We start from the raw sequence: 19,173 nt of genomic DNA, 5'->3' as shown, positions 1-19,173 counted from the left end.
TTTTATGTATTGATAAAACGAAAAAATCAAAGATGGCGACTTAGCGAAATACTTTTTATTTGCGCATAAAGCCATTGTCCTTCTTGGATATTTAATTCATCTTTTGCCCAAGGTGTGATCCTCGCCCATAAATAATTGCCATCATTGACAAGTTTTACATCAACTTGACCATCATTCGTTATGGTTTCAACCACTTTCATATGCAAAATATTACGAATACTACTATTTGAAGGACGAGTGGTAGTCAGTGATACATCAGAAGCATCAATACGCACACGCACATCACGACCGATTTTCGCCTCTATTTGAGGCAACCACAGCACTTGATTACCAAAAGCCGTTGCCGTCATATCGTAATGGCTATGGTGTTCTACCACCATGACATTGGCGATGCTACTTAACGTCTCTTTTTGTAACCAAGGACGTAATGCACTACTTGCCCATACATCTTCTAGCTTACCTGTCGCCTTAATTTTTCCTGCATCCATCACAATAACATTATCTGCAAGTCGAATAATTTCATCAAGGCTATGGCTCACATACAAAATAGGAATTTGTACATCTTGAGAGAGCTTTTCTAAATACGGCAGTAACTCACGTTTACGCGGTAAATCAAGCGATGCTAAAGGTTCATCCATTAGCATAATATCAGGAGCTGTCAGCAACGCTCGTCCAATAGCAACACGTTGCTTTTCACCGCCTGATAAGGTGATAGGAAAACGCGAAAGTAAATGTTCGATGCCTAATAAGTAAATAATGCGATCAAACTGCACTTTCATTGTCGGTGACATACCGTAAAGCAGATTTCCTCTCACTGTGTAATGAGGAAACAGCCGTGCATCTTGGAATACATAACCCACTTTACGTTTTTCAGGTGGCAGATAAATTTTCTTTTCAGTATCAACCAGTGTGTGATTATTTAATACAATCCGCCCTGAATCTGGTTTGGTTAACCCGCCAATCACATTAATCAGTGAAGTTTTACCCGCACCAGATAAACCAAAAACTGCCGTAATACTTTCTGTTGGCAGTTCAGTATTTACTTCCAGACGCAGTGATCCTAGCGCCTGTTTAAAATTCATCTCTAGCATACGCCCCCCAATCTTTTACGACCCCAACGAGTTAGCCACTCTGAAGCCATTAAAGAGACGAGCGCCAAAATAATTGCAATCACACATAAACGGGCGGCATCCATTTCCGCACCTGGTGTTTCAATCAAGGTATACATTGCCAGAGGAATGGTTCTTGTTTCCCCTGGAATATTGGAAACGAAAGTGATTGTTGCGCCAAATTCTCCCAATGAGCGCGCAAATGCCAACACAATTCCTGCGATGATCCCTGGCATAGACAAAGGTAACGTTATGGTAAAAAAGACTCGCAACGGCGAAGCCCCTAAGGTTCTTGCAGCTTGCTCCATGCGTTGATCGACAGCTTCTAATGCTAGTCTAATTGCCCTTACCATCAGTGGAAATGCAACTACTGCGGATGCAAGTGCTGCGCCTCGCCAACTAAAGGTAAAGCTAAAACCAAACCAGTTATACAACCATTCACCAATAAATCCACGTCTCCCCATACTGATCAGTAAAAGATAACCGACCACAACAGGTGGCAGAACTAAAGGTAAATGAATAATGCTATCAAGCAATGATTTACCAGGAAAACGTACCCTAACTAAAAGCCAAGCCATAAAAATACCAAAAGGTAGACTGATTATAACTGCAACAGTCGATACCTTAAGGCTTAGTATGATGGCTTGCCATTCGTATTCACTTAACATCTCCAAAAGTATAATTCCTACAGTGGGCTAAAGCCGTATTTCTTAAAGATTTCTGCGGCTTGAGGTGTTTTCAGATAGTCATAAAAATCACGAACTGCTTTATTGTCCTGACCCTTTACAACTGCCATTGGATACTCAACAGGTTTGTGGCTATCAGCTGGGAATACGCCAACCACTTTCACTTTATCACTCGCAACCGCATCAGAACCGTATACGATACCTAATGGTGCTTCATCACGTTCAACTAGCGCCATACCGCTACGCACGTTATTAGTACGAGCCATTTCTGGGCTTACTGTATCCCATGCACCTAAATATTCTAATGATTCTTTAGCATAGATACCAACAGGCACATGATCCGGATCGCCAACAGCTAATTTTCCGCCATTAAGTAAGGATTTCCATTTGGTTTCCTTATTAATAACAACGTCATTTAATTGACTATCTTTAGGGGCAATGAGTACTAAATCATTACCTAATAATGTATGACGTGAATCTGCAACCATTAAATTTTTATCAATGACATAGTCCATCCACTGCTGATCTGCTGAAATAAACAGATTTGCAGGTGCGCCCTGTTCAATTTGGCGAGCTAGTGTTGAAGAAGATGCATAAGATGCAACAACTTCAGTTTGCTTTTCTTGCTTATATTGTGCCGAAATTTCATTAAGAGCATTGGTAAGAGAAGCGGCCGCAAATACCGTTACTTTTTCCGATGCAAAACTTTGACTCACTAAAGCAAAAGAGATAACCGCACCAGCAAGTAACTTACCTGATAATTTTTTCATGTTCTAATTCCACTTAAATTAAAGGATGACCCCGCTGTATATACCAAGATACAGCGTAAAATGAAAGAATTAGATGTTAGAAACTAGTTATATATCAATAAATATAACCATAAAAATAAGGATAAAAAAACAAATAGAGAAAAGGTTATATACTCTAAATAATTTAAGTCACAGCTAGGCGAAAAATGAATGAGTCACTAGGAGCATACATAAGTATGTGACTAGTGCGAATGAGTGTAGTCAACACCGCTGTGGCTTGAAGTATGACGAGTATGGCGAATAAAAAAACAGCCCTCTAAAAAATTAGAGGGCTGTTCTAAATCAGGGAGGGAGATTTTATGATTTTTTGTCTGCTTTTGGCTGACTTGGTGAAATCAGGTTAAACACTTCACCCAAACCATAAATGATGCCCATAATGAGTACCATTACAACGGGTACCATCAAGAGAGCAAACCCTAAACTTTTCAATAATTCAAGCATGATAACCTCTTTATCATGGTATATTCGGAAAGCCAGAGTTGGCATTTCTTCACGAATAACGAATAATAACGCTATAGTTGTATATATTCTAGAGAATTATCGCTTTGTGTCGGTACAAAAAATGCGATAAACACACAAAAAAGAAGAAGCCTATCATTATGCAAGCAGAAATATTATTAACACTAAAACTTCAAGATAAGCTCTTTGCCGATCCTCGCCGTGTTGCGCTGTTAAAACAGATCAAAGCGACGGGTTCAATTAGTCAAGGGGCAAAAATGGCAGGCATTAGCTATAAAAGTGCTTGGGATGCCATTAATGAAATGAATCAACTCGCAGACGAACTTCTCGTTGATAGAGCAACAGGTGGCAAAGGCGGTGGTGGTGCAACTCTTACTCATTATTGTGAGCGCTTACTACAACTTTACGATCTGCTAGGTCAAATTCAGCAAAAAGCCTTTGATGTATTGAAAGACGATTCACTCCCTCTTGATAGCCTTTTAGCGGCGATTTCTCGCTTTTCATTACAAACGAGTGCCAGAAACCAGTTTTTCGGCACGATTATTGAGCGTGATAATCTTCAAGTTCAACAGCATGTTAATGTGCAACTTGCAGATAGAAAAACGACTATTCGTGCTGCCTTAACAGAAAAAAGTGCAGATCGCTTAGGCCTGAAAAAAGGCAAAGAAGTACTGATCTTAATTAAAGCGCCATGGGTTAATATTGAAAAAGGCTCATCCTTAGCGCAACAATATGATAATGCCCTTTCAGGCACACTCACTCAAATTGAGACGGGTAGTGAAAACAGCGAATTAGTGGTGACATTAGAAGGTGGGCAAGAAGTGTGTGCCACCTGTTCTAATCAGCATGTTAAAGAGCAAAAATTGCATATTAATGACAGCGTAACGGCTTTATTTAATGCCGATCAGGTGATTGTCGCCACACTGTGTTAATTATTAGCATGGTTGCTTTTCAATAAAAAAATAAAACCATTACTTAGTTATTATTTTAGAAATAATATTAAGTGATGGTTTTTAATTGGAAATAATATTTACATAAATCAAATTTATTCTAATAAACTTCTGATTAACGTATTACATTAATATTTTCCAGTTTTACTGAACTTTCTAGTCTATCACCTACTTGCATGGTAACTGGAACAAAAACGTTAAAATCTTGCAACCAAGCTTGTTTGCTACTGATTTTCTGTTGTCCTTCATGAGTTTCATCACACTGAACTAACAGATATTTTCCACTAAACTCAGATGCTATACTACCTGCATCTCCTTCGCTTAACACATTACAACGTATTGATGAAGTTATTACTTCTTTTTTAGAATCAATACTTTCCCACTGTGCTTGATATTGTTGGCCAACGACTAATGGAAATTGCAGATCTGTCTGCAACTTACGGAGTAGTGAAATATCGTGACTGATAGACATAACAAACTTTAATTGTAACTGATTAGCCAACATTAAACGTTGTACTGTCCAGATACCATAATCTTCTAGATTACGTATATAACCATCCGATTGGGCATCCAACTGTACATTGACCTTACCGTATTCGCTTACTATGGTATAACGGATCTGTTTAAAGCGAGGAAGTGCCCATGGTTTTATCAATGATTGAGTTTGATTATTAATTCCTGTAGAAAGTGGATATTTATTAAGCCATTGCGGATTATTATTACTTAAATTGGGCATTGTTGGCCCCATCAATGTTGATACAGGCTTATTAATAGCAGGTACAAAGTGTCCCTCAGCAGTGAACGTTTTTCCTTCTGGTAACTGACATAATTGATTGAAAAGTTGTCTCATTTGAAGATCTATTTTGAAACTATTTTTACGACGAATAATATCATCAGTGATCAGCGAATCAGTAATGTACCCCTCACGATCTAGGTTCATTGCAACTACAGCGTCGCCCTGATGAGTTTTACAATTATATAAATAGTGCTCAATCTTTAGCTCAAGAGGTGCATCATAAGGTGGTTCCCAGATGGTTTCTGCAAAATCATATCCTGTGCGCACTGATAAGATGTCACCAATATGCTGAATACTATTAGTATCAACAAGGTTAGTCATACCGCCGATAGACGTGTCAGATAATCTTTCCCATCGCGATTCTTTTATTGGAAATTGACAAACCATGCGGATATCTTCTGTTGTCATCAGCTTATTGTCTTGAGCTGGTGCATAACGAAGATAATTATTACCGTAATAGCGAGCTTTGGTTAGCCCTTCTTCATTCAATACATCCTTATATAAAAGCTGAGCTTTGTTCTGCTTACAATCAACAGAATGCCAATGCTGAACCGTTTCTCCATTATTATCCGTTAATGACACCATGTAATTCACACGATCATGGATCCTAATTATAGATAATGGATTAATTTTACTATTTATCAATGAAGGCTTATTCGTTGCATAGACAAAAGAAAATAACAAATAAGGTAGAAATAAAAATAAAATAATAAAAAAACGTAAGCTATACATATATATTCCTTTACTGATTGATTGTTTTTTATAGTTAATATGGTAGAAAATCACTATATATTGTTAATACTAATTAGTTCTATTTATTAGAATAATTATTTAGTAGTCTCAGTAGAAATAAAGTATTTAAACTTTACGACTAATACAACGTGTAAAAGCTTCTTTTATTGAGGCACCTAAAACCTCGTCACTGCAATTGCTTTTTAATGTAATAATTGCATTGTTAGGTATACTTTTACCAATCCAATGATCCAATCGTAAGTGATCATAAGGAATAATAGATATAATACCATCAGTCACATTCACATTACATAAGTTCATGTTTTTGAATAGTGTCGTTTTATTTTTATAATCACATTCTTTAATTATTTTTTTTATCCATTCAGAATATAATCCATCGTTATTACGCATTTCATGATATTCAGATGAATTAGCATCTAATATTTCGCTTTGGATTAATGCATTTCTTGTAAAGAAACCCAAATCTGCATCAAATGGATCTTTGGATAAAACCTTATAACCTTTTTTAAAATCCATCAAATAAATACCGCTTTTTGAAAGAGTTATTATAATATAATAATCATTATTAAAATAGATACTTGCTCTTAAGTTATTTTTTTTGATATAGACACTATTTACTCCTCAACTATTGTAATATTAACCTTAATATTTTTTGAAGATGCATTTTTAATAAAATTATTAATAGCATCTCATTGTTGTTTGGTTGTTCTTGCAGGAACACCTAATTCTAGAGTTTTTGATTTAACATCACTTGGTAAAATCTCAGCGCTTCTCTTTCTTTCTCCATAATATTTATCCATTTAAGTGTTTTTAAATAAGAACTACCACCTAATTATTATTTTTAAAATAATATTAAGCAATGGTTTTGGCTTGATTAATATTTCTATTAAAAATGAGTAGCTAGTTTATTTACTCTGAATACATACGAGTAAAATAATCGCTAATTTTATTGTTATCGAGCAATCTATCTTTGGTAAAATCAAGACTATCAGAGACTACAATATATTTTCTTAACTCTTCAGGAATATCTTCTATCGTTGCATAAATAGTTGGAACAATAAAACGAAAATAGTCACCCATTTTTGTTTCACCCTCATAGCCAATGGGATAATCTTCTCCTATAGATTGCCCCTCTAATGCTTCAAAATAAAACATTCCCATTTTAGCCCCTATTCCCGCATCAGAATGATTCCCATCCCATTTTTCAATTCAAAATCAAATTTTTTTATTATTTTTGATTTACCATATTTTCTATAAGTATAACTTGAATATAAATCAACAATATAGTTAGCATTCTTATTTATTTTATTGTTGTATTTTTCTGATTCACCATCAATATATTCAGATAAGTCATCCAAATATAATTTAATATCAGGTATCGATAATAGTACTTTAGGTAACCACCCACTATTGTTATTATACATTTTTGCTAAATACCTTTGATTATCCATGGCAACCCACGCATATGTGTAAGATGAACCTGGTACCCATTCTGAAATTAGAGATAAAGCCATATATCCTTATTTTAATTAATAGGTCCATCCCATCGTAATTGATGACGTAATTCATTAGGGACCAAGTTAAATAACATTTTAATATACTTGATATTACCATCATATAATATACTTATTTTTGAACTGCATTTTTCAGTATATGTTTTAGCTTGAAAATTTAAAAATGAAATATCACTTTCATCAAAATCTTGATTAAGTATTTTTTTGGGTAAATTATGAATTAACTGTAATTCGTAATAACAAGATTTATCTTTTGCTTTTGCTATCATTCCTCTAGACTGAATATTTCTTAATTGGGGCAAAATCCAATACATCATATCTATGTATATTTCATTTTTAGTCATATATTCTCACTTTATTTTTCTTACAGGTAATGGCTTTGAATCAACTATAGGATTGTCTATTTTAGTCCAGCTTCCATTATCTAACAATTGATTAATATATTTTATTTCTCCTATTTCATTATATATTTCCACTGCAGCAACCATCCTATGGTTACCTTCCGTTACATAATAAACACCCTTTTTATCTATATAACCCGCAATAATACCTGATGGAGCTTTGTAGCTATAAAAGTTTTTAAGCATATCAGCTTTTATTAAATCAACTGCATCAGGATCACTTAATCCTACTTGTCCACTTTTTATAGAAGAAACCAATTTATTTCTTGTGGTAATCTTAGCTGATGTCTTAGCTATAAGCTGAGAACTTCCTTTCGCAACTCCAGCACCACCAGCAAATAAGCCTACGAGATCAAAAATGAGTTTTCCACTTTCAACACCCGCATTAAATGAACCAGATACACCTGCTTTTTGATATTCTGCTTCCAGTTTTTCAATACGCTCGATATACGATTGCTTAACCGCTTGAGTTAATGTATCGAAAGCATTATCACTTTGAATAACCGCTTTGATAGCTTGGTATGTTTCTAATGGATTTGTAGCAAGAGAAGCGAGCCCTTCAATCGTTTCATACAATCCTGTTGGTATACCTGCTACAAGGCCTGCATTAAACCCTGTATCTTGTCCTATATCTGCTGATAGCCATTTAAGATAAATTGCTGTCTTTTTAAAATAATTAGTTTCAGCAGATAATTCTTTCTCCATTAATTTTTGCTGATGATGAGAGAGATAATTGTAACGGAAACTATTTTCAGCCCCTCTAGCGCCACTATATACACCACCTGGCTCACCAGTAAAAATTCCACCTGCAATGCCACCAAATAATCTAACAAATTGAGCTTGTGATTCTGATTTTTTCTGCCACTCCTCAGCCTTAATAGTATTATCACCCAACGAAATAGCCGCAATTTCAGCAGCTAAACTGCCGACAATTGCACCTTTAACATTTCCTCCACTAATTTGGGCAGATAAACCAGATAATGTTGCATGACTTAACACCTTTCCTGCATGCCCTAATACCGCACCGTTATCACCAATTAGGTTGGCACCTTCTGCATGGAATTGACTACCAATATTGCTTAATAGCGCGGTTTTAAAATTATCAATAAAACTACCGCCTTGAATGGCAGTACCCAGTGTTGAGCTAACAACTGAATGCGAGGCGACACGCTGTGCAACTTGATTCCATGTTGCGTTATCAGTAAGCAGTAACTTACCTGTTGAAGGTAAGGTTCCTCCTTGGATTGCCTGATCCCACCCCATAAATTGGTCAAGACCTTGCAATGCCCCTGCCACCACCATGCTTGTAACAATAGATTTAGCGGTATCACTACGGCCGAGGGATTCAATAGTTTTATAAATACTGCCTTTGTTCTCAGCTAAAGAGACCGCAGCTTGAGATACTAAAGAGGCAAAACCCGCTTGTGCCGCAACCGATGCCGTTGAAGCCACACTGGCTGATGCACCTGCCGCAATAGTTGCTTCACTTGCCATTCCACCAATGGTTGCCGCCGTTGCAGTACCGTAAGTTGCAACCCCTACTGCGATGGCAATAACGGCACCGACAACAGGATTTAATTGCTGAGTTTTATCATCCCAATTGGAATAAGTGTCTTTAACTAAATTCCAATTAATATTTTCCTGACGTTGGAGATCTTTAAGCCAAGCATATTCTGGTGTATTACTTAAAACGGTTAATGCTTGTTCTAGTGATTCTTTTTTCTTAGCTTTAATATCCGCAGATATGCCTTTAGGCGCATCAATAGTAAGCTTTCCGCCAATATAGAGTTCAGGTAATACCCATGTTCCTTTGGTATATCCCTGATCACGCTGAGTAATATAAATATCTTTTGAATTGGTAATAACTTGTTTAAAGGCCGTGTTTTTTACTGCTTTAAAATTAACTTTTCCTGTTTTACTCGTTAACTTGGCATTTTTTTCTGTATCAATTTTAGTAGCTTCTAAAGTGATATCATCTTTAGCAAATAAATTAATATTGCTATTAGCAATAAACTCGGTAACTTTATTATTGGTGTCATAAAATGTTTTCGTATATTTCTTTTTAGTAACACACAAAGTCCGCCAATTACATTTTTTCTTTTCTTCTTTGTAGTAACTCGATTCTTCCATCGCTTGCGCGTAAAGGAATCCTCCTTTAGCGGCGATATCCATCTCTTTATTTGCAGTTAATTTTGATGCCTGAAATAAAATACTGCCTTCAGATAATAATGTTAGATTATTACCACTATTAATTTCAGTACTGACTTGTTTACGAAGTTCTTCTAAGTCAGAACCCGACTCTTTACGAAAATGCGTTATTACTGATCCCAATTGAATATTGTCACCACTTGAAATAGTGACATCACCCTCTGATTTAAATGAACTTCCTTCTGTGATTAATGTACCTGATGACGCAATAGAAATGCCTTTATTGCCAGTTATCATTGCTGTGGCATACTGAATATCTTGAGCATCTTCATGGGGATCTTTGATAGCAGAATAAGCGTTTGCACCCAGCTTTATATTTCTACCGGCTAATACAATGACTTTATCTTTTGAATTTAATATGGTTGAAGTTAAATCAATATCACGAGCGGCGTTTAAAATAAGGTTATTGTCTGAAAATAATTTAGATTGTAATTGAGGATAATGAATATCACTAAAGAAAGGATCGGCATCTTTTATTGATTTAGAGGAAAGAAAAATATCCTGTCCGGCATTAAAGGTTATGGCTTTATTACTATTATATTTTATTCCTTGACTAATAATATCTTTACCGAAAGTGAATGTAATATCACCTCGCATTTTCCAGCTTTCCGTTTTTGATAATGCAGGTTCTTGAGTATATAAATGGAAATAAGGTAATATCTTAAAAAACTCTGATTCATTCCTCTGAATTTTTATATCACCAGATGAAATTAAATTGAAAGAGTTAGCATTATTAACCTCAATATTATTAAAAGTAATATTTCCTCCCGACTGAAATAAGATAGAATTAGGAACATTAATAATAGGGGAAGTTAAAATATTATTTTCATTAAATGCAGAAATAGGGTTTAATGTATAATAAATGTTTCCATTTTTGGCAAGAACAACACTATCTTTTGCTGTTAAATCTACTTGATTCAGTTCTATATTTTTATTTGAAATTAAACTTAACGAATGTTCAGATGAGAGTTGCGCATCTTTTATTGTAATATCATCATTAGAGATAATAGATAGATCATTATTTGATTTTATATTTGATGATATATTAATAGAATCAGAATTAATCAGTATATTACTAGCTAAAATATTATATCCCGAGTGTAATTTGTTTATTAGCCTTTTTATTTTAGAATATTTAAATGGTACTTTAGTTTCTATATTTATAGAGTTTTTAAAATCTAAAGTTAAATTTCCTTTCGCCATGATATGTTCATTATTATTTTCAAATTTAAAATCATAACTACAAATATCAGTGGAAACATATGGTATATATTCATATTCTTTTCTATATTTCGATTTTTCAACCTGATTATTGGGGATTTCAAAAAGTGGATTTATTTCCGGAAAAACGCCTCTATTTTTATATATCACCCATTTATCTAATTGCCCTATTGAATAATCTAAAAAATAAGCATCTCTCCCAGTTAAAATTGAATTATTATTTTCAAAAATATATGATTGATGATTTGAGATACTATTGGATTGAATATATAAATTATTACCAGAGATAATTTTAGAAGCAATATAACTTGAAATTAAATCTATTTTTTTCCTCTCACTATTTATACCATAATCATCATTTAAATTTACCATACCAAACCATTTCTTGTTTCTTTCATCTATTAACTCGGGTATGTAAGCAATAATATATGCTTCATAATTACCCTGAAAAAAACCGCTACTAGGATAAGGTGGAATAAATTGATTTCTAACACTGTAAAATTTTTTAGAATCAGGCTCTTGTTTTATCTCTTTAAATAAAGGTGTAATAGATTCATTAACCAACTTCTTTGTCCGAATAATCAAATCACCCTTTTCTGTTTTTATCGTGGCGGATTGATTTTCAATTAAACTACTAGGATCACCCTGTGCATTTTTTTGTATCCATAAATTATCTTTTGCTTGAATAAGTGCTTTTTCGCCTTTATTAGTGAGTTTATCTGCAAATAAACGCATATCTTTTTCTGAGATAATTTCACTATGATTAGTTAGCGCATGAGTTGCTAAAGTTATATCCCTTTTTGCTTTTAACTTTGCATTACTGTTAATTTGTAGTTCTTTACTGCTAACATTAATATCTTGTTCAGATTGAATATTGCCATTAAAGGTAATTTTTCCATCAACAGTTAAATTCATACTGTTTTGAGTTGTCTGAATATCACTTAAATTAACACCAACGCCCTTTTCTGTGCTGACTAGGCGTATTTGATTGGCATACATTCCCCCCAGTGCTTTTGTATCAATAGATATTGTTGGTTTTATACCTTCTTCATTAAGGCTATTTACCGTTCCTTTTTCAAAATCAATACGGTTATTTCCTTGCATTAAAGAAAGATTTTTAGCGTTTATTTTTCCATTTAATTCAATACTACGACTAATAATATCAGCATAATTTTGCAGCTCGGTATTCATACCTTGTTTACCAATAACAACACTGCCTTTTTTTACTTCTATTGCTGAATAGGCACCTTGAGGGCTAAATTGAGGTTTTCCTGTCGTAAGCGTAATTGCAGGGGTATTAATAAACGAACAACCATCACACGTAATACCATTCGGATTTGCAATAACCACTTTCGCCTGTTCACCTGCAACTTCTAATTTACCTAATAACTGTGAATATCCATTTCCTACTACTTCATTAATAATTAAATGCGCTGCATTACTTTTTAAATTAGCATTGGGATTTACTTGTTTAGCTAATTGTGTATTAACAGGAATTGTTGCATTATTAAGTACAACACCTTGTTTACCAACATTAAAAGAATGAAATTGATTATGAGAAACACCAATATCATTAGGTGTTGCAATATTAATAATAGGAACTGTATTTTGCTGACTTATTTTTATTATTTTATCGGATGGAGTAATTATAGAACTCCAAGCGGGATGTAATGGGTAAATAGCGGTTAAATAAATAATGCTATAACTAATTAAACACTGTTTTCGAGAGATATCCTTTTCGTCCATAAAAACTCCAAATTTTAAATAGCCAAAGAAATAGACCAAAATAATGACCAGTGTTCTGGTTTTAGTGATTTTGGGTAAATTAACGGTTTATTCATTAATATCTGAGAAAAGAAAATGGAATGATAAAAAGAAACACCTATTGCGCTTCCTATTATTTTATTCTTCTTTGTTTCATATTTATCTGAATAAGCAACACCATAATCAAGTGCAAAAATAAAATTAACATCACCTAAAAAATAATTTATCTGTGGTGTGTTTATTTCATTACGCCAATAAAAACCATTATTTGCATTCAGGTTTGTTTCTTTATATCCACGGACTGCTTTTATTCCATCAATTGTTACTCGTTCTATACTATAAAGATTATCTGGCGTATATTGCCCATAAAATGACGTAATATAAGAAAATTTGTTAAGAAATAAATGTTGATAGCTTAAATTTATGCTTAGTTTTCGGTAATGACTACGAGGTGAGTTTTCAGCAATATAATCAGGTGATGCACCAAAAAAAGAAAGCCCCATTTCTACCATTGGATTAATCGTTAAATATCCTCGTTTGAGAGTTAAACTATATTGAGGACTAAATGATAAAGAGGTTAATGTGGGGCTATTTATTCGTAGTTTTTGTTGTGCTAATTGTGTCCTTACTTTTTTATATTTCAGCGAACTCTTTAATATTATTCGCTGCTTATTATCACGATAGACTAAACGACTAATATCAAATTGCTGATCTCTATTTTTGTTTTTATAAGCGTGTTGAACATTATGACTGAGGAAAGGATAAGAGGATTGACTATGAGATAATTGATACTGATAAAACCAGTATCCATAAGGAATATTCACACTTGCAGAATAAGAGCGAGAATAGTGCGAACGAGATAAATCTGTATTTGTACTCAGTGAGAAACTCCATTGTTCGCCTAATCCAAATAACGAATCTATTGTTGTGGTATTGGCTAATAGAGTTTTACCTGTTGTTTTAGTACCTGAATTATCAAAGGTTAATTGATTTTTAAAAGGCAATTTTTTATTGTTTTGAACAATAAAAATAGAAGAATCTCCCACACTATCGCTAGGTTTAATATCTAGTGTATATTGTGCTGTTGCTAATCGATTAAGCTGTTCAAGCCCATGCTCTAAATCACGTAAATTAAGTCTTTTTTCTTTGTACGATGGAAAGATAATATTGACTAATCGAGAAGAAATATTATCAATAAAAATATCTTTTATTTTTCCCTCTATCACTTTAATTGTAAGTTTACTATTAGTGAGATCTTGATGAGAAATAAATGCTTGTGAAGTGATATAACCTTTTTTAATATATTCATTTGTTATAACACTAACAATACTCTGTATATCATTTACTGTTAAACATCGATGTAGATATTTTGATGTTAGTTTATTCTGCTTTTTGCCACTTAATAACTCAGCATTTTCTATTTTTATTTCATTAATCAAAAAACAATTATTTTTATCAACACCATTATTATTAATATTGGGAAAACTCATTTTACTTACTAATATTAGCAATAGAAATAATAATAGTTTAATCTTTTTATTTTTAAACTTATGCATATAAAAATCATCCTTGAGTTATTTTTTATATGATTGCATAAAATTTCTGACTAAATAGTTATCATTTTTTAAAAGACACTTAAGCTTTTTTTGCCTAAGAATAATTCAGCAAATATTGACAATTATTAGTTAACCCGATATTGGTAAGTACTCTACTTGCTCTAAAAAGCGACGGATAAAAATAATGAAATACTTGCAACTCAAAAAAACACAATTTCGATTAAGCGATACACTCTGTTTGCAAATTAATGATTTAACAATTAATGAAGGTGATAGTTGGGCATTTGTAGGCAGTAATGGAAGTGGGAAAAGCACATTAGCAAACGCATTATGTCAAGAAAGTGTCTTGCTATCAGGTGAGTTCATTAATACCTTTACTCGTCCGATAAGCCTCTCTTTTGAAAAATTACAAAAAATAATCGAAGAAGAGTGGCGTCGCAATAACACAGATTTACTTAGTGAAGGTGAAGACGACACAGGTTTAACGGTTGCTCAAGTTATCCAAATGCAGGTAAAAGATAATGATAAGTGTCTTTTATTAGCAAAACAATTTGGTGTTGAATACTTATTATCAAGACGTTTTAAATATCTTTCTACTGGTGAATCTCGCAAAATACTGCTTATTCAACTGTTAATGAATGAACCTGATCTATTAATCTTAGATGAGCCTTTTGATGGTCTAGATATTGATTCTCGTCGTGCACTAAATGAATTACTCATACTATTACATCAACAAAATCTGACGATTGTACTCATTTTAAATCGTTTTAATGATATTCCTGATTTTATTCAACATGCAGGTTTACTTATTCATTGCGAATTAGTGGCTAAAGGTGAAAAGGAGTCGATTTTATCTGATTCAGTGATCGCACAATTATCTCACAGTGAAACACTTAAAAGCTTCACATTACCTGAACAAGACTCGCCAGATGCAATCCCACAATTATCTCCCACACTTTCCCCAATCATTTTAAAAAATGGTGTAGTGAGTTATAACGACAAACCTGTACTTTATCATTTAACTTGGGAAGTAAAACCGCAACAACATTGGCAAATCTTAGGCCCTAATGGCGCAGGCAAATCGACATTGCTAAGTTTGATTACAGGCGATCACCCTCAAGGTTACAGTAATGACTTAACGTTATTTGGCCGTAAAAGAGGAAGTGGCGAAACAGTATGGGAAATTAAACGCCATATCGGTTATGTCAGTAATGCCTTACACCAAAGCTATCGCGTCTCTTCAAGTGTAAAAAATGTCATTATTTCAGGTTTTCATGACTCCATTGGTATTTATCAGGCTATGACAGATAAACAGCTTAAACTCGCTGATGAATGGTTAGCATTGATTGGTTTAACAGCCCATGCCAATAATCCATTTCATTCCTTATCTTGGGGACAACAACGTTTAGTGTTAATTGTTAGAGCGTTAGTTAAGCACCCTACTTTGCTTATTCTAGATGAACCACTGCAAGGATTAGATACAACGAATCGACTCTTAGTACAGCGTTTTATTGATATCATGATAAGCCATAGTAATACACAGCTTTTATTTGTGAGTCACCATCAAGAAGACGCACCATTATGTATTACTCATCGATTGACTTTTATTAAAGACGGCGAAATTTATCGCTATCAGCAAGAAATTTGTTAAATATGGATTTTTACTGTCATAATCAGGGCAATGATTTTAGAAATTAACGCTAAAATTAGGTCTGAATTTTTTATTTAAATCGACATTTTTTGCATATTATTTGAACAATAATAAATAAAAAATGTGTCGGTTTTATGGACGCAATCTTCGTCTATTTTTTATACAAAACGGATATTTTGTTTTTTTACTCCGATCCCGCTAGATTAATAGCTTGAACGATTAAGCAAAAGGTGTGACAACTGTGCAATAATTCATCGAACAAACGACATTTTTGACTTAATCCCCCTTGTTTTGTCACTTATGTTTGGCGTTCTTGTCGATGATCCATATAATGATTGAAGTGCTAATTTTAAACTTATATTAAGAAAGTAATTATAGGAGTCTAAACTATGGCAGTAACTAAGCTTGTGCTAGTTCGACACGGTGAAAGTGTATGGAACAAAGAAAACCGTTTTACAGGCTGGACTGACGTTGAGTTGTCCGAAAAAGGCCGTAATGAAGCGCAAGAAGCAGGTAAACTGCTGAAAGCTGAAGGTTTTGCTTTTGACTATGCATATACTTCTGTTCTGAAACGCGCAATTCACACCCTGTGGAACATTCTTGATCAAGTTGATCAACAATGGCTGCCAGTTGAAAAAAGCTGGAAATTAAACGAACGTCATTACGGCGCTCTGCAAGGCTTAAACAAAGCTGAAACCGCTGAAAAATACGGTGACGAGCAAGTTAAACAATGGCGTCGTGGTTTTGCTATCACTCCACCAGAATTAACTAAAGATGATGAACGTTTCCCAGGTAAAGATCCACGTTATGCATCTTTAACTGCGGCAGAACTGCCATTAACTGAAAGCCTAGCATTAACTATCGACCGTGTAACACCATACTGGGAAGAAGTTATCAAACCGCGTGTTGCTTCTGGTGAGAAAGTTATCATCGCAGCTCACGGTAACTCACTGCGTGCTCTGGTTAAATACCTAGACAACATGAGCGAAGATGAAATTCTTGAGCTGAATATCCCAACAGCTGTACCTTTAGTTTACGAATTTGATGAAAACATGAAACCAATCAAACGTTACTACTTAGGTAATGCTGACGAAATCGCAGCAAAAGCAGCCGCTGTTGCTAACCAAGGTAAAGCAAAATAATTTTATTTTGAGTTACATAAAAAAATGCCACGTAAAAGTGGCATTTTTTATACTCTAAATTTAATTATTACGCTTTATTACGACGAGCCACAACCGCATCTGCTAATTGGCGTAATAGCGTTTCGGTGTCATCCCAACCAATACATGCATCCGTGATGCTTTTGCCATAAACTAAAGGCTCACCGCTTTCTAATGATTGGCTACCTTCCACTAAATGACTTTCGATCATAACGCCAATTAATGCTTTTTCACCCGCGCTAATTTGTTGGCAAATATCAGCACCAACTTCCATTTGTTTCTCAAATTTCTTGCAACTATTTGCGTGACTGAAATCTACCATGACGTTTTGTGGTAAACCGGCTTTTTTAAGCCCTTCTTTTACAGCGGCAACATGTTCAGCACTGTAATTCGGCTCTTTGCCACCACGTAAAATAATATGGCAATCACCATTACCTGCTGTGCGCACAATGGCAGAATGTCCCCATTTGGTTACAGAAAGAAAACAGTGTGGCGATCCCGCAGCATTAATCGCATCAATCGCCACTTTAATGGTGCCATCTGTACCATTTTTAAAACCAACAGGGCAAGATAAGCCAGATGAAAGCTCACGATGAACTTGTGATTCTGTAGTACGAGCGCCAATTGCGCCCCAACTCATTAAATCAGCAACGTATTGCGGCGTTATCATATCTAAGAACTCGCCAGCCGTTGGCAAGCCACTATCATTAATCGTTAATAAAAGATTACGAGCAATGCGTAAGCCTTCATTAATATCAAAAGTATGATCCATATGAGGATCGTTGATTAAACCTTTCCAACCTACAGTTGTGCGTGGTTTTTCAAAATAAACACGCATTACAATTTCAAGTTTGTCTTTAAGCTCTTCTCTAATAAGACTTAAACGTTGTGCATACTCCAGCGCAGCTTTCGGATCATGAATAGAACAAGGTCCAATTACTACTAATAGACGATCATCTTTTCCAGCTAGGATTTGATGAATAGCTTCACGGGCATGACGAACTGTAAAAGCCGCATTATCAGTCGCTGGAAACTTTTCCAATAAAGCCACTGGCGGTAAGAGTTCATTAATTTGTGTTATTTTAAGGTCATCATTTTGATAATTCATTCCCGTGTATCCACTCTATGTTATCTAGTCAATGTTATTATTGCTTTTCCAATCTAACCATTCGTTTTCTATCTGTAAACACCCTTTCAATCTAAAGCACCTATAGTCACCTTTCTAAAAATTTCAACATAAAGGGAAATAGCGCATTTAAGCAAAATAATGATTCAAAATTGCGTTAATAATAAGAATAAAAACAATGAATAGTAAGGCTGGAGAGAAAGATAACTCTACCAGCCTTTTTTATTAGGAGAGATAATTATTTCTGCTAGAGCGTTTTGCTGTTTTGATCCACAAGCGAGAACCATTAATCGCGATAGCCAGTAAGATGATATATTCAACAGACATTGCATAAACACCTTGTTTGTAGAATATAACAATACTAATCACGTTAATAACAGACCAAACTAGCCAATTTTCAACTAGTTTTCGTGTCATTAAGATCATCGCGACAATAGAAAGCACTGTCATTGCTGAGTCCCAGAATGGGTATGCATCAGGTTCAAGAACTGGCGTAGCTAAATTTGCACCAAAGACATTTAATATATCAACAGCAACAACGGCTAAATAGCCAAATACAGTATCAATATTGAAAGTAAGAGCGGCAATGGCAGCTATTGAAACAACAATTAAAAAGAGACGATGACTTGATTTTAACCAACGTATTCTTAACTCCGCTTGCTCAAAGTCATTCACTCTGCTCCATGCATACCATCCATAAATATTGGCTGCGAAGAAGAAAATTTGAAGTAATAAGCTTGCATACAGCTGAATTTGGAAAAATATAATGGCAAATAAGGTGACATTAATCAGTCCAAATAAATAGTTAATAATTTTTTCCTGACTGGCAAGCCAAATACACAATAGTCCAGCAATAGTACCGACAGCTTCAATCCATGAAAGTGGATATCCTCCCTCTCCTAACGGAATATTGACTAAAAGATTATTAATACTAAACCAACTCATGACATCCATTTTACAACCCCGACTTAATCATAGAAAAAAACAAAGAAAATATGGGTTATTGCGAC

General features: G+C 34.4%; 16 protein-coding genes. 3 read left to right on the top strand and 13 right to left on the bottom strand.

All coding sequences use genetic code 11. From position 1 onward, the window contains the following. Window positions 1-26 precede the first annotated feature (26 nt). The 4 genes from modC to JEP71_RS09255 all read right to left on the bottom strand — a co-directional run bounded on the left by modC (window position 27) and on the right by JEP71_RS09255 (window position 3,045). Window positions 27-1,091, bottom strand: coding sequence for a molybdenum ABC transporter ATP-binding protein ModC (gene modC, locus JEP71_RS09270; RefSeq protein WP_198620430.1), 1,065 nt, complete (start codon window positions 1,089-1,091; stop codon window positions 27-29). After that, window positions 1,085-1,777 carry a molybdate ABC transporter permease subunit gene (modB, locus tag JEP71_RS09265; RefSeq protein ID WP_160230862.1) on the bottom strand — a complete coding sequence of 231 codons (693 nt, stop codon included), beginning with the start codon at window positions 1,775-1,777 and terminating at the stop codon, window positions 1,085-1,087. The genes modC and modB overlap by 7 nt, the downstream gene beginning before the upstream one ends. 17 nt (window positions 1,778-1,794) lie before the next feature. Next, window positions 1,795-2,565: a molybdate ABC transporter substrate-binding protein gene (gene modA, locus JEP71_RS09260; RefSeq protein WP_198620429.1), complete on the bottom strand. Its 771-nt coding sequence runs from the start codon at window positions 2,563-2,565 to the stop codon at window positions 1,795-1,797. 336 nt (window positions 2,566-2,901) lie between these two features. Continuing rightward, window positions 2,902-3,045: an AcrZ family multidrug efflux pump-associated protein gene (locus JEP71_RS09255; RefSeq protein ID WP_071788544.1), complete on the bottom strand. Its 144-nt coding sequence runs from the start codon at window positions 3,043-3,045 to the stop codon at window positions 2,902-2,904. 158 nt (window positions 3,046-3,203) lie between these two features. Between JEP71_RS09255 and modE the strand changes: the two genes are divergently transcribed. Beyond that, the gene (modE, locus tag JEP71_RS09250) at window positions 3,204-3,995 is read left to right on the top strand and encodes a molybdenum-dependent transcriptional regulator (protein ID WP_100159468.1); all 792 of its coding nucleotides are present in this window, start codon (window positions 3,204-3,206) and stop codon (window positions 3,993-3,995) included. Between the two features lie 133 nt (window positions 3,996-4,128). Here the strand turns inward: modE and JEP71_RS09245 are convergent, their stop codons facing one another. From JEP71_RS09245 to JEP71_RS09215, 7 genes are all read right to left on the bottom strand, one after another. Next, window positions 4,129-5,394: a hypothetical protein gene (locus JEP71_RS09245; protein WP_141650230.1), complete on the bottom strand. Its 1,266-nt coding sequence runs from the start codon at window positions 5,392-5,394 to the stop codon at window positions 4,129-4,131. Between the two features lie 273 nt (window positions 5,395-5,667). Next, a complete protein-coding gene (locus tag JEP71_RS09240) occupies window positions 5,668-6,165 on the bottom strand; it encodes a contact-dependent growth inhibition system immunity protein (protein ID WP_198620454.1) in 498 nt (165 codons plus the stop codon). Window positions 6,166-6,471: 306 nt separating this feature from the next. Further along, window positions 6,472-6,723 (bottom strand): hypothetical protein, encoded by a 252-nt coding sequence (locus tag JEP71_RS09235; protein WP_129040093.1) that lies wholly within the window; start codon window positions 6,721-6,723, stop codon window positions 6,472-6,474. Between the two features lie 8 nt (window positions 6,724-6,731). After that, the gene (locus JEP71_RS09230; RefSeq protein ID WP_198620423.1) at window positions 6,732-7,076 is read right to left on the bottom strand and encodes a hypothetical protein; all 345 of its coding nucleotides are present in this window, start codon (window positions 7,074-7,076) and stop codon (window positions 6,732-6,734) included. A gap of 11 nt (window positions 7,077-7,087) precedes the next feature. Beyond that, a complete protein-coding gene (locus tag JEP71_RS09225) occupies window positions 7,088-7,420 on the bottom strand; it encodes a zinc ABC transporter substrate-binding protein (protein ID WP_099075108.1) in 333 nt (110 codons plus the stop codon). A 6-nt stretch (window positions 7,421-7,426) separates the two neighbouring features. Continuing rightward, entirely contained in the window at window positions 7,427-12,652 is a 5,226-nt protein-coding gene (locus JEP71_RS09220; protein ID WP_198626129.1) for a DUF637 domain-containing protein, read from the bottom strand. Between the two features lie 14 nt (window positions 12,653-12,666). Continuing rightward, window positions 12,667-14,226, bottom strand: coding sequence for a ShlB/FhaC/HecB family hemolysin secretion/activation protein (locus JEP71_RS09215; protein WP_198626128.1), 1,560 nt, complete (start codon window positions 14,224-14,226; stop codon window positions 12,667-12,669). A 184-nt stretch (window positions 14,227-14,410) separates the two neighbouring features. On the opposite strand from JEP71_RS09215, the gene modF reads away from it, so the two are divergent. After that, window positions 14,411-15,877: a molybdate ABC transporter ATP-binding protein ModF gene (modF, locus tag JEP71_RS09210; protein WP_198626127.1), complete on the top strand. Its 1,467-nt coding sequence runs from the start codon at window positions 14,411-14,413 to the stop codon at window positions 15,875-15,877. A gap of 389 nt (window positions 15,878-16,266) precedes the next feature. Then, entirely contained in the window at window positions 16,267-17,019 is a 753-nt protein-coding gene (gpmA, locus tag JEP71_RS09205; RefSeq protein WP_099075932.1) for a 2,3-diphosphoglycerate-dependent phosphoglycerate mutase, read from the top strand. Between the two features lie 67 nt (window positions 17,020-17,086). On the opposite strand, the gene aroG is transcribed toward gpmA, so the two are convergent. Both aroG and pnuC read right to left on the bottom strand, forming a co-directional pair. Next, entirely contained in the window at window positions 17,087-18,145 is a 1,059-nt protein-coding gene (gene aroG / locus JEP71_RS09200; protein WP_198620419.1) for a 3-deoxy-7-phosphoheptulonate synthase AroG, read from the bottom strand. 243 nt (window positions 18,146-18,388) lie between these two features. Beyond that, window positions 18,389-19,117 carry a nicotinamide riboside transporter PnuC gene (gene pnuC / locus JEP71_RS09195; RefSeq protein WP_269812636.1) on the bottom strand — a complete coding sequence of 243 codons (729 nt, stop codon included), beginning with the start codon at window positions 19,115-19,117 and terminating at the stop codon, window positions 18,389-18,391. Window positions 19,118-19,173: the final 56 nt, after the last annotated feature.

Source organism: Proteus sp. PR00224 (assembly GCF_016238105.1).
Classification (GTDB): Bacteria; Pseudomonadota; Gammaproteobacteria; order Enterobacterales; family Enterobacteriaceae; genus Proteus.
This window is presented reverse-complemented; position numbering and strand designations above follow the sequence as displayed.

Excerpts from the sequence above, each read along its gene's own strand:
- pnuC (WP_269812636.1), bottom strand. The coding sequence starts at position 19,117 with ATGGATGTCATGAGTTGGTTTAGTATTAATAATCTTTTAGTCAATATT.
- JEP71_RS09245 (WP_141650230.1), bottom strand. The coding sequence starts at position 5,394 with ATGGTGTCATTAACGGATAATAATGGAGAAACGGTTCAGCATTGGCAT.
- JEP71_RS09220 (WP_198626129.1), bottom strand. The coding sequence starts at position 12,652 with ATGGACGAAAAGGATATCTCTCGAAAACAGTGTTTAATTAGTTATAGC.
- modF (WP_198626127.1), top strand. The coding sequence starts at position 14,411 with ATGAAATACTTGCAACTCAAAAAAACACAATTTCGATTAAGCGATACA.
- JEP71_RS09255 (WP_071788544.1), bottom strand. The coding sequence starts at position 3,045 with ATGCTTGAATTATTGAAAAGTTTAGGGTTTGCTCTCTTGATGGTACCC.
- JEP71_RS09230 (WP_198620423.1), bottom strand. The coding sequence starts at position 7,076 with ATGGCTTTATCTCTAATTTCAGAATGGGTACCAGGTTCATCTTACACA.
- modC (WP_198620430.1), bottom strand. The coding sequence starts at position 1,091 with ATGCTAGAGATGAATTTTAAACAGGCGCTAGGATCACTGCGTCTGGAA.
- modB (WP_160230862.1), bottom strand. The coding sequence starts at position 1,777 with ATGTTAAGTGAATACGAATGGCAAGCCATCATACTAAGCCTTAAGGTA.
- JEP71_RS09225 (WP_099075108.1), bottom strand. The coding sequence starts at position 7,420 with ATGACTAAAAATGAAATATACATAGATATGATGTATTGGATTTTGCCC.
- JEP71_RS09235 (WP_129040093.1), bottom strand. The coding sequence starts at position 6,723 with ATGGGAATGTTTTATTTTGAAGCATTAGAGGGGCAATCTATAGGAGAA.
- gpmA (WP_099075932.1), top strand. The coding sequence starts at position 16,267 with ATGGCAGTAACTAAGCTTGTGCTAGTTCGACACGGTGAAAGTGTATGG.
- JEP71_RS09215 (WP_198626128.1), bottom strand. The coding sequence starts at position 14,226 with ATGCATAAGTTTAAAAATAAAAAGATTAAACTATTATTATTTCTATTG.
- modA (WP_198620429.1), bottom strand. The coding sequence starts at position 2,565 with ATGAAAAAATTATCAGGTAAGTTACTTGCTGGTGCGGTTATCTCTTTT.
- modE (WP_100159468.1), top strand. The coding sequence starts at position 3,204 with ATGCAAGCAGAAATATTATTAACACTAAAACTTCAAGATAAGCTCTTT.
- aroG (WP_198620419.1), bottom strand. The coding sequence starts at position 18,145 with ATGAATTATCAAAATGATGACCTTAAAATAACACAAATTAATGAACTC.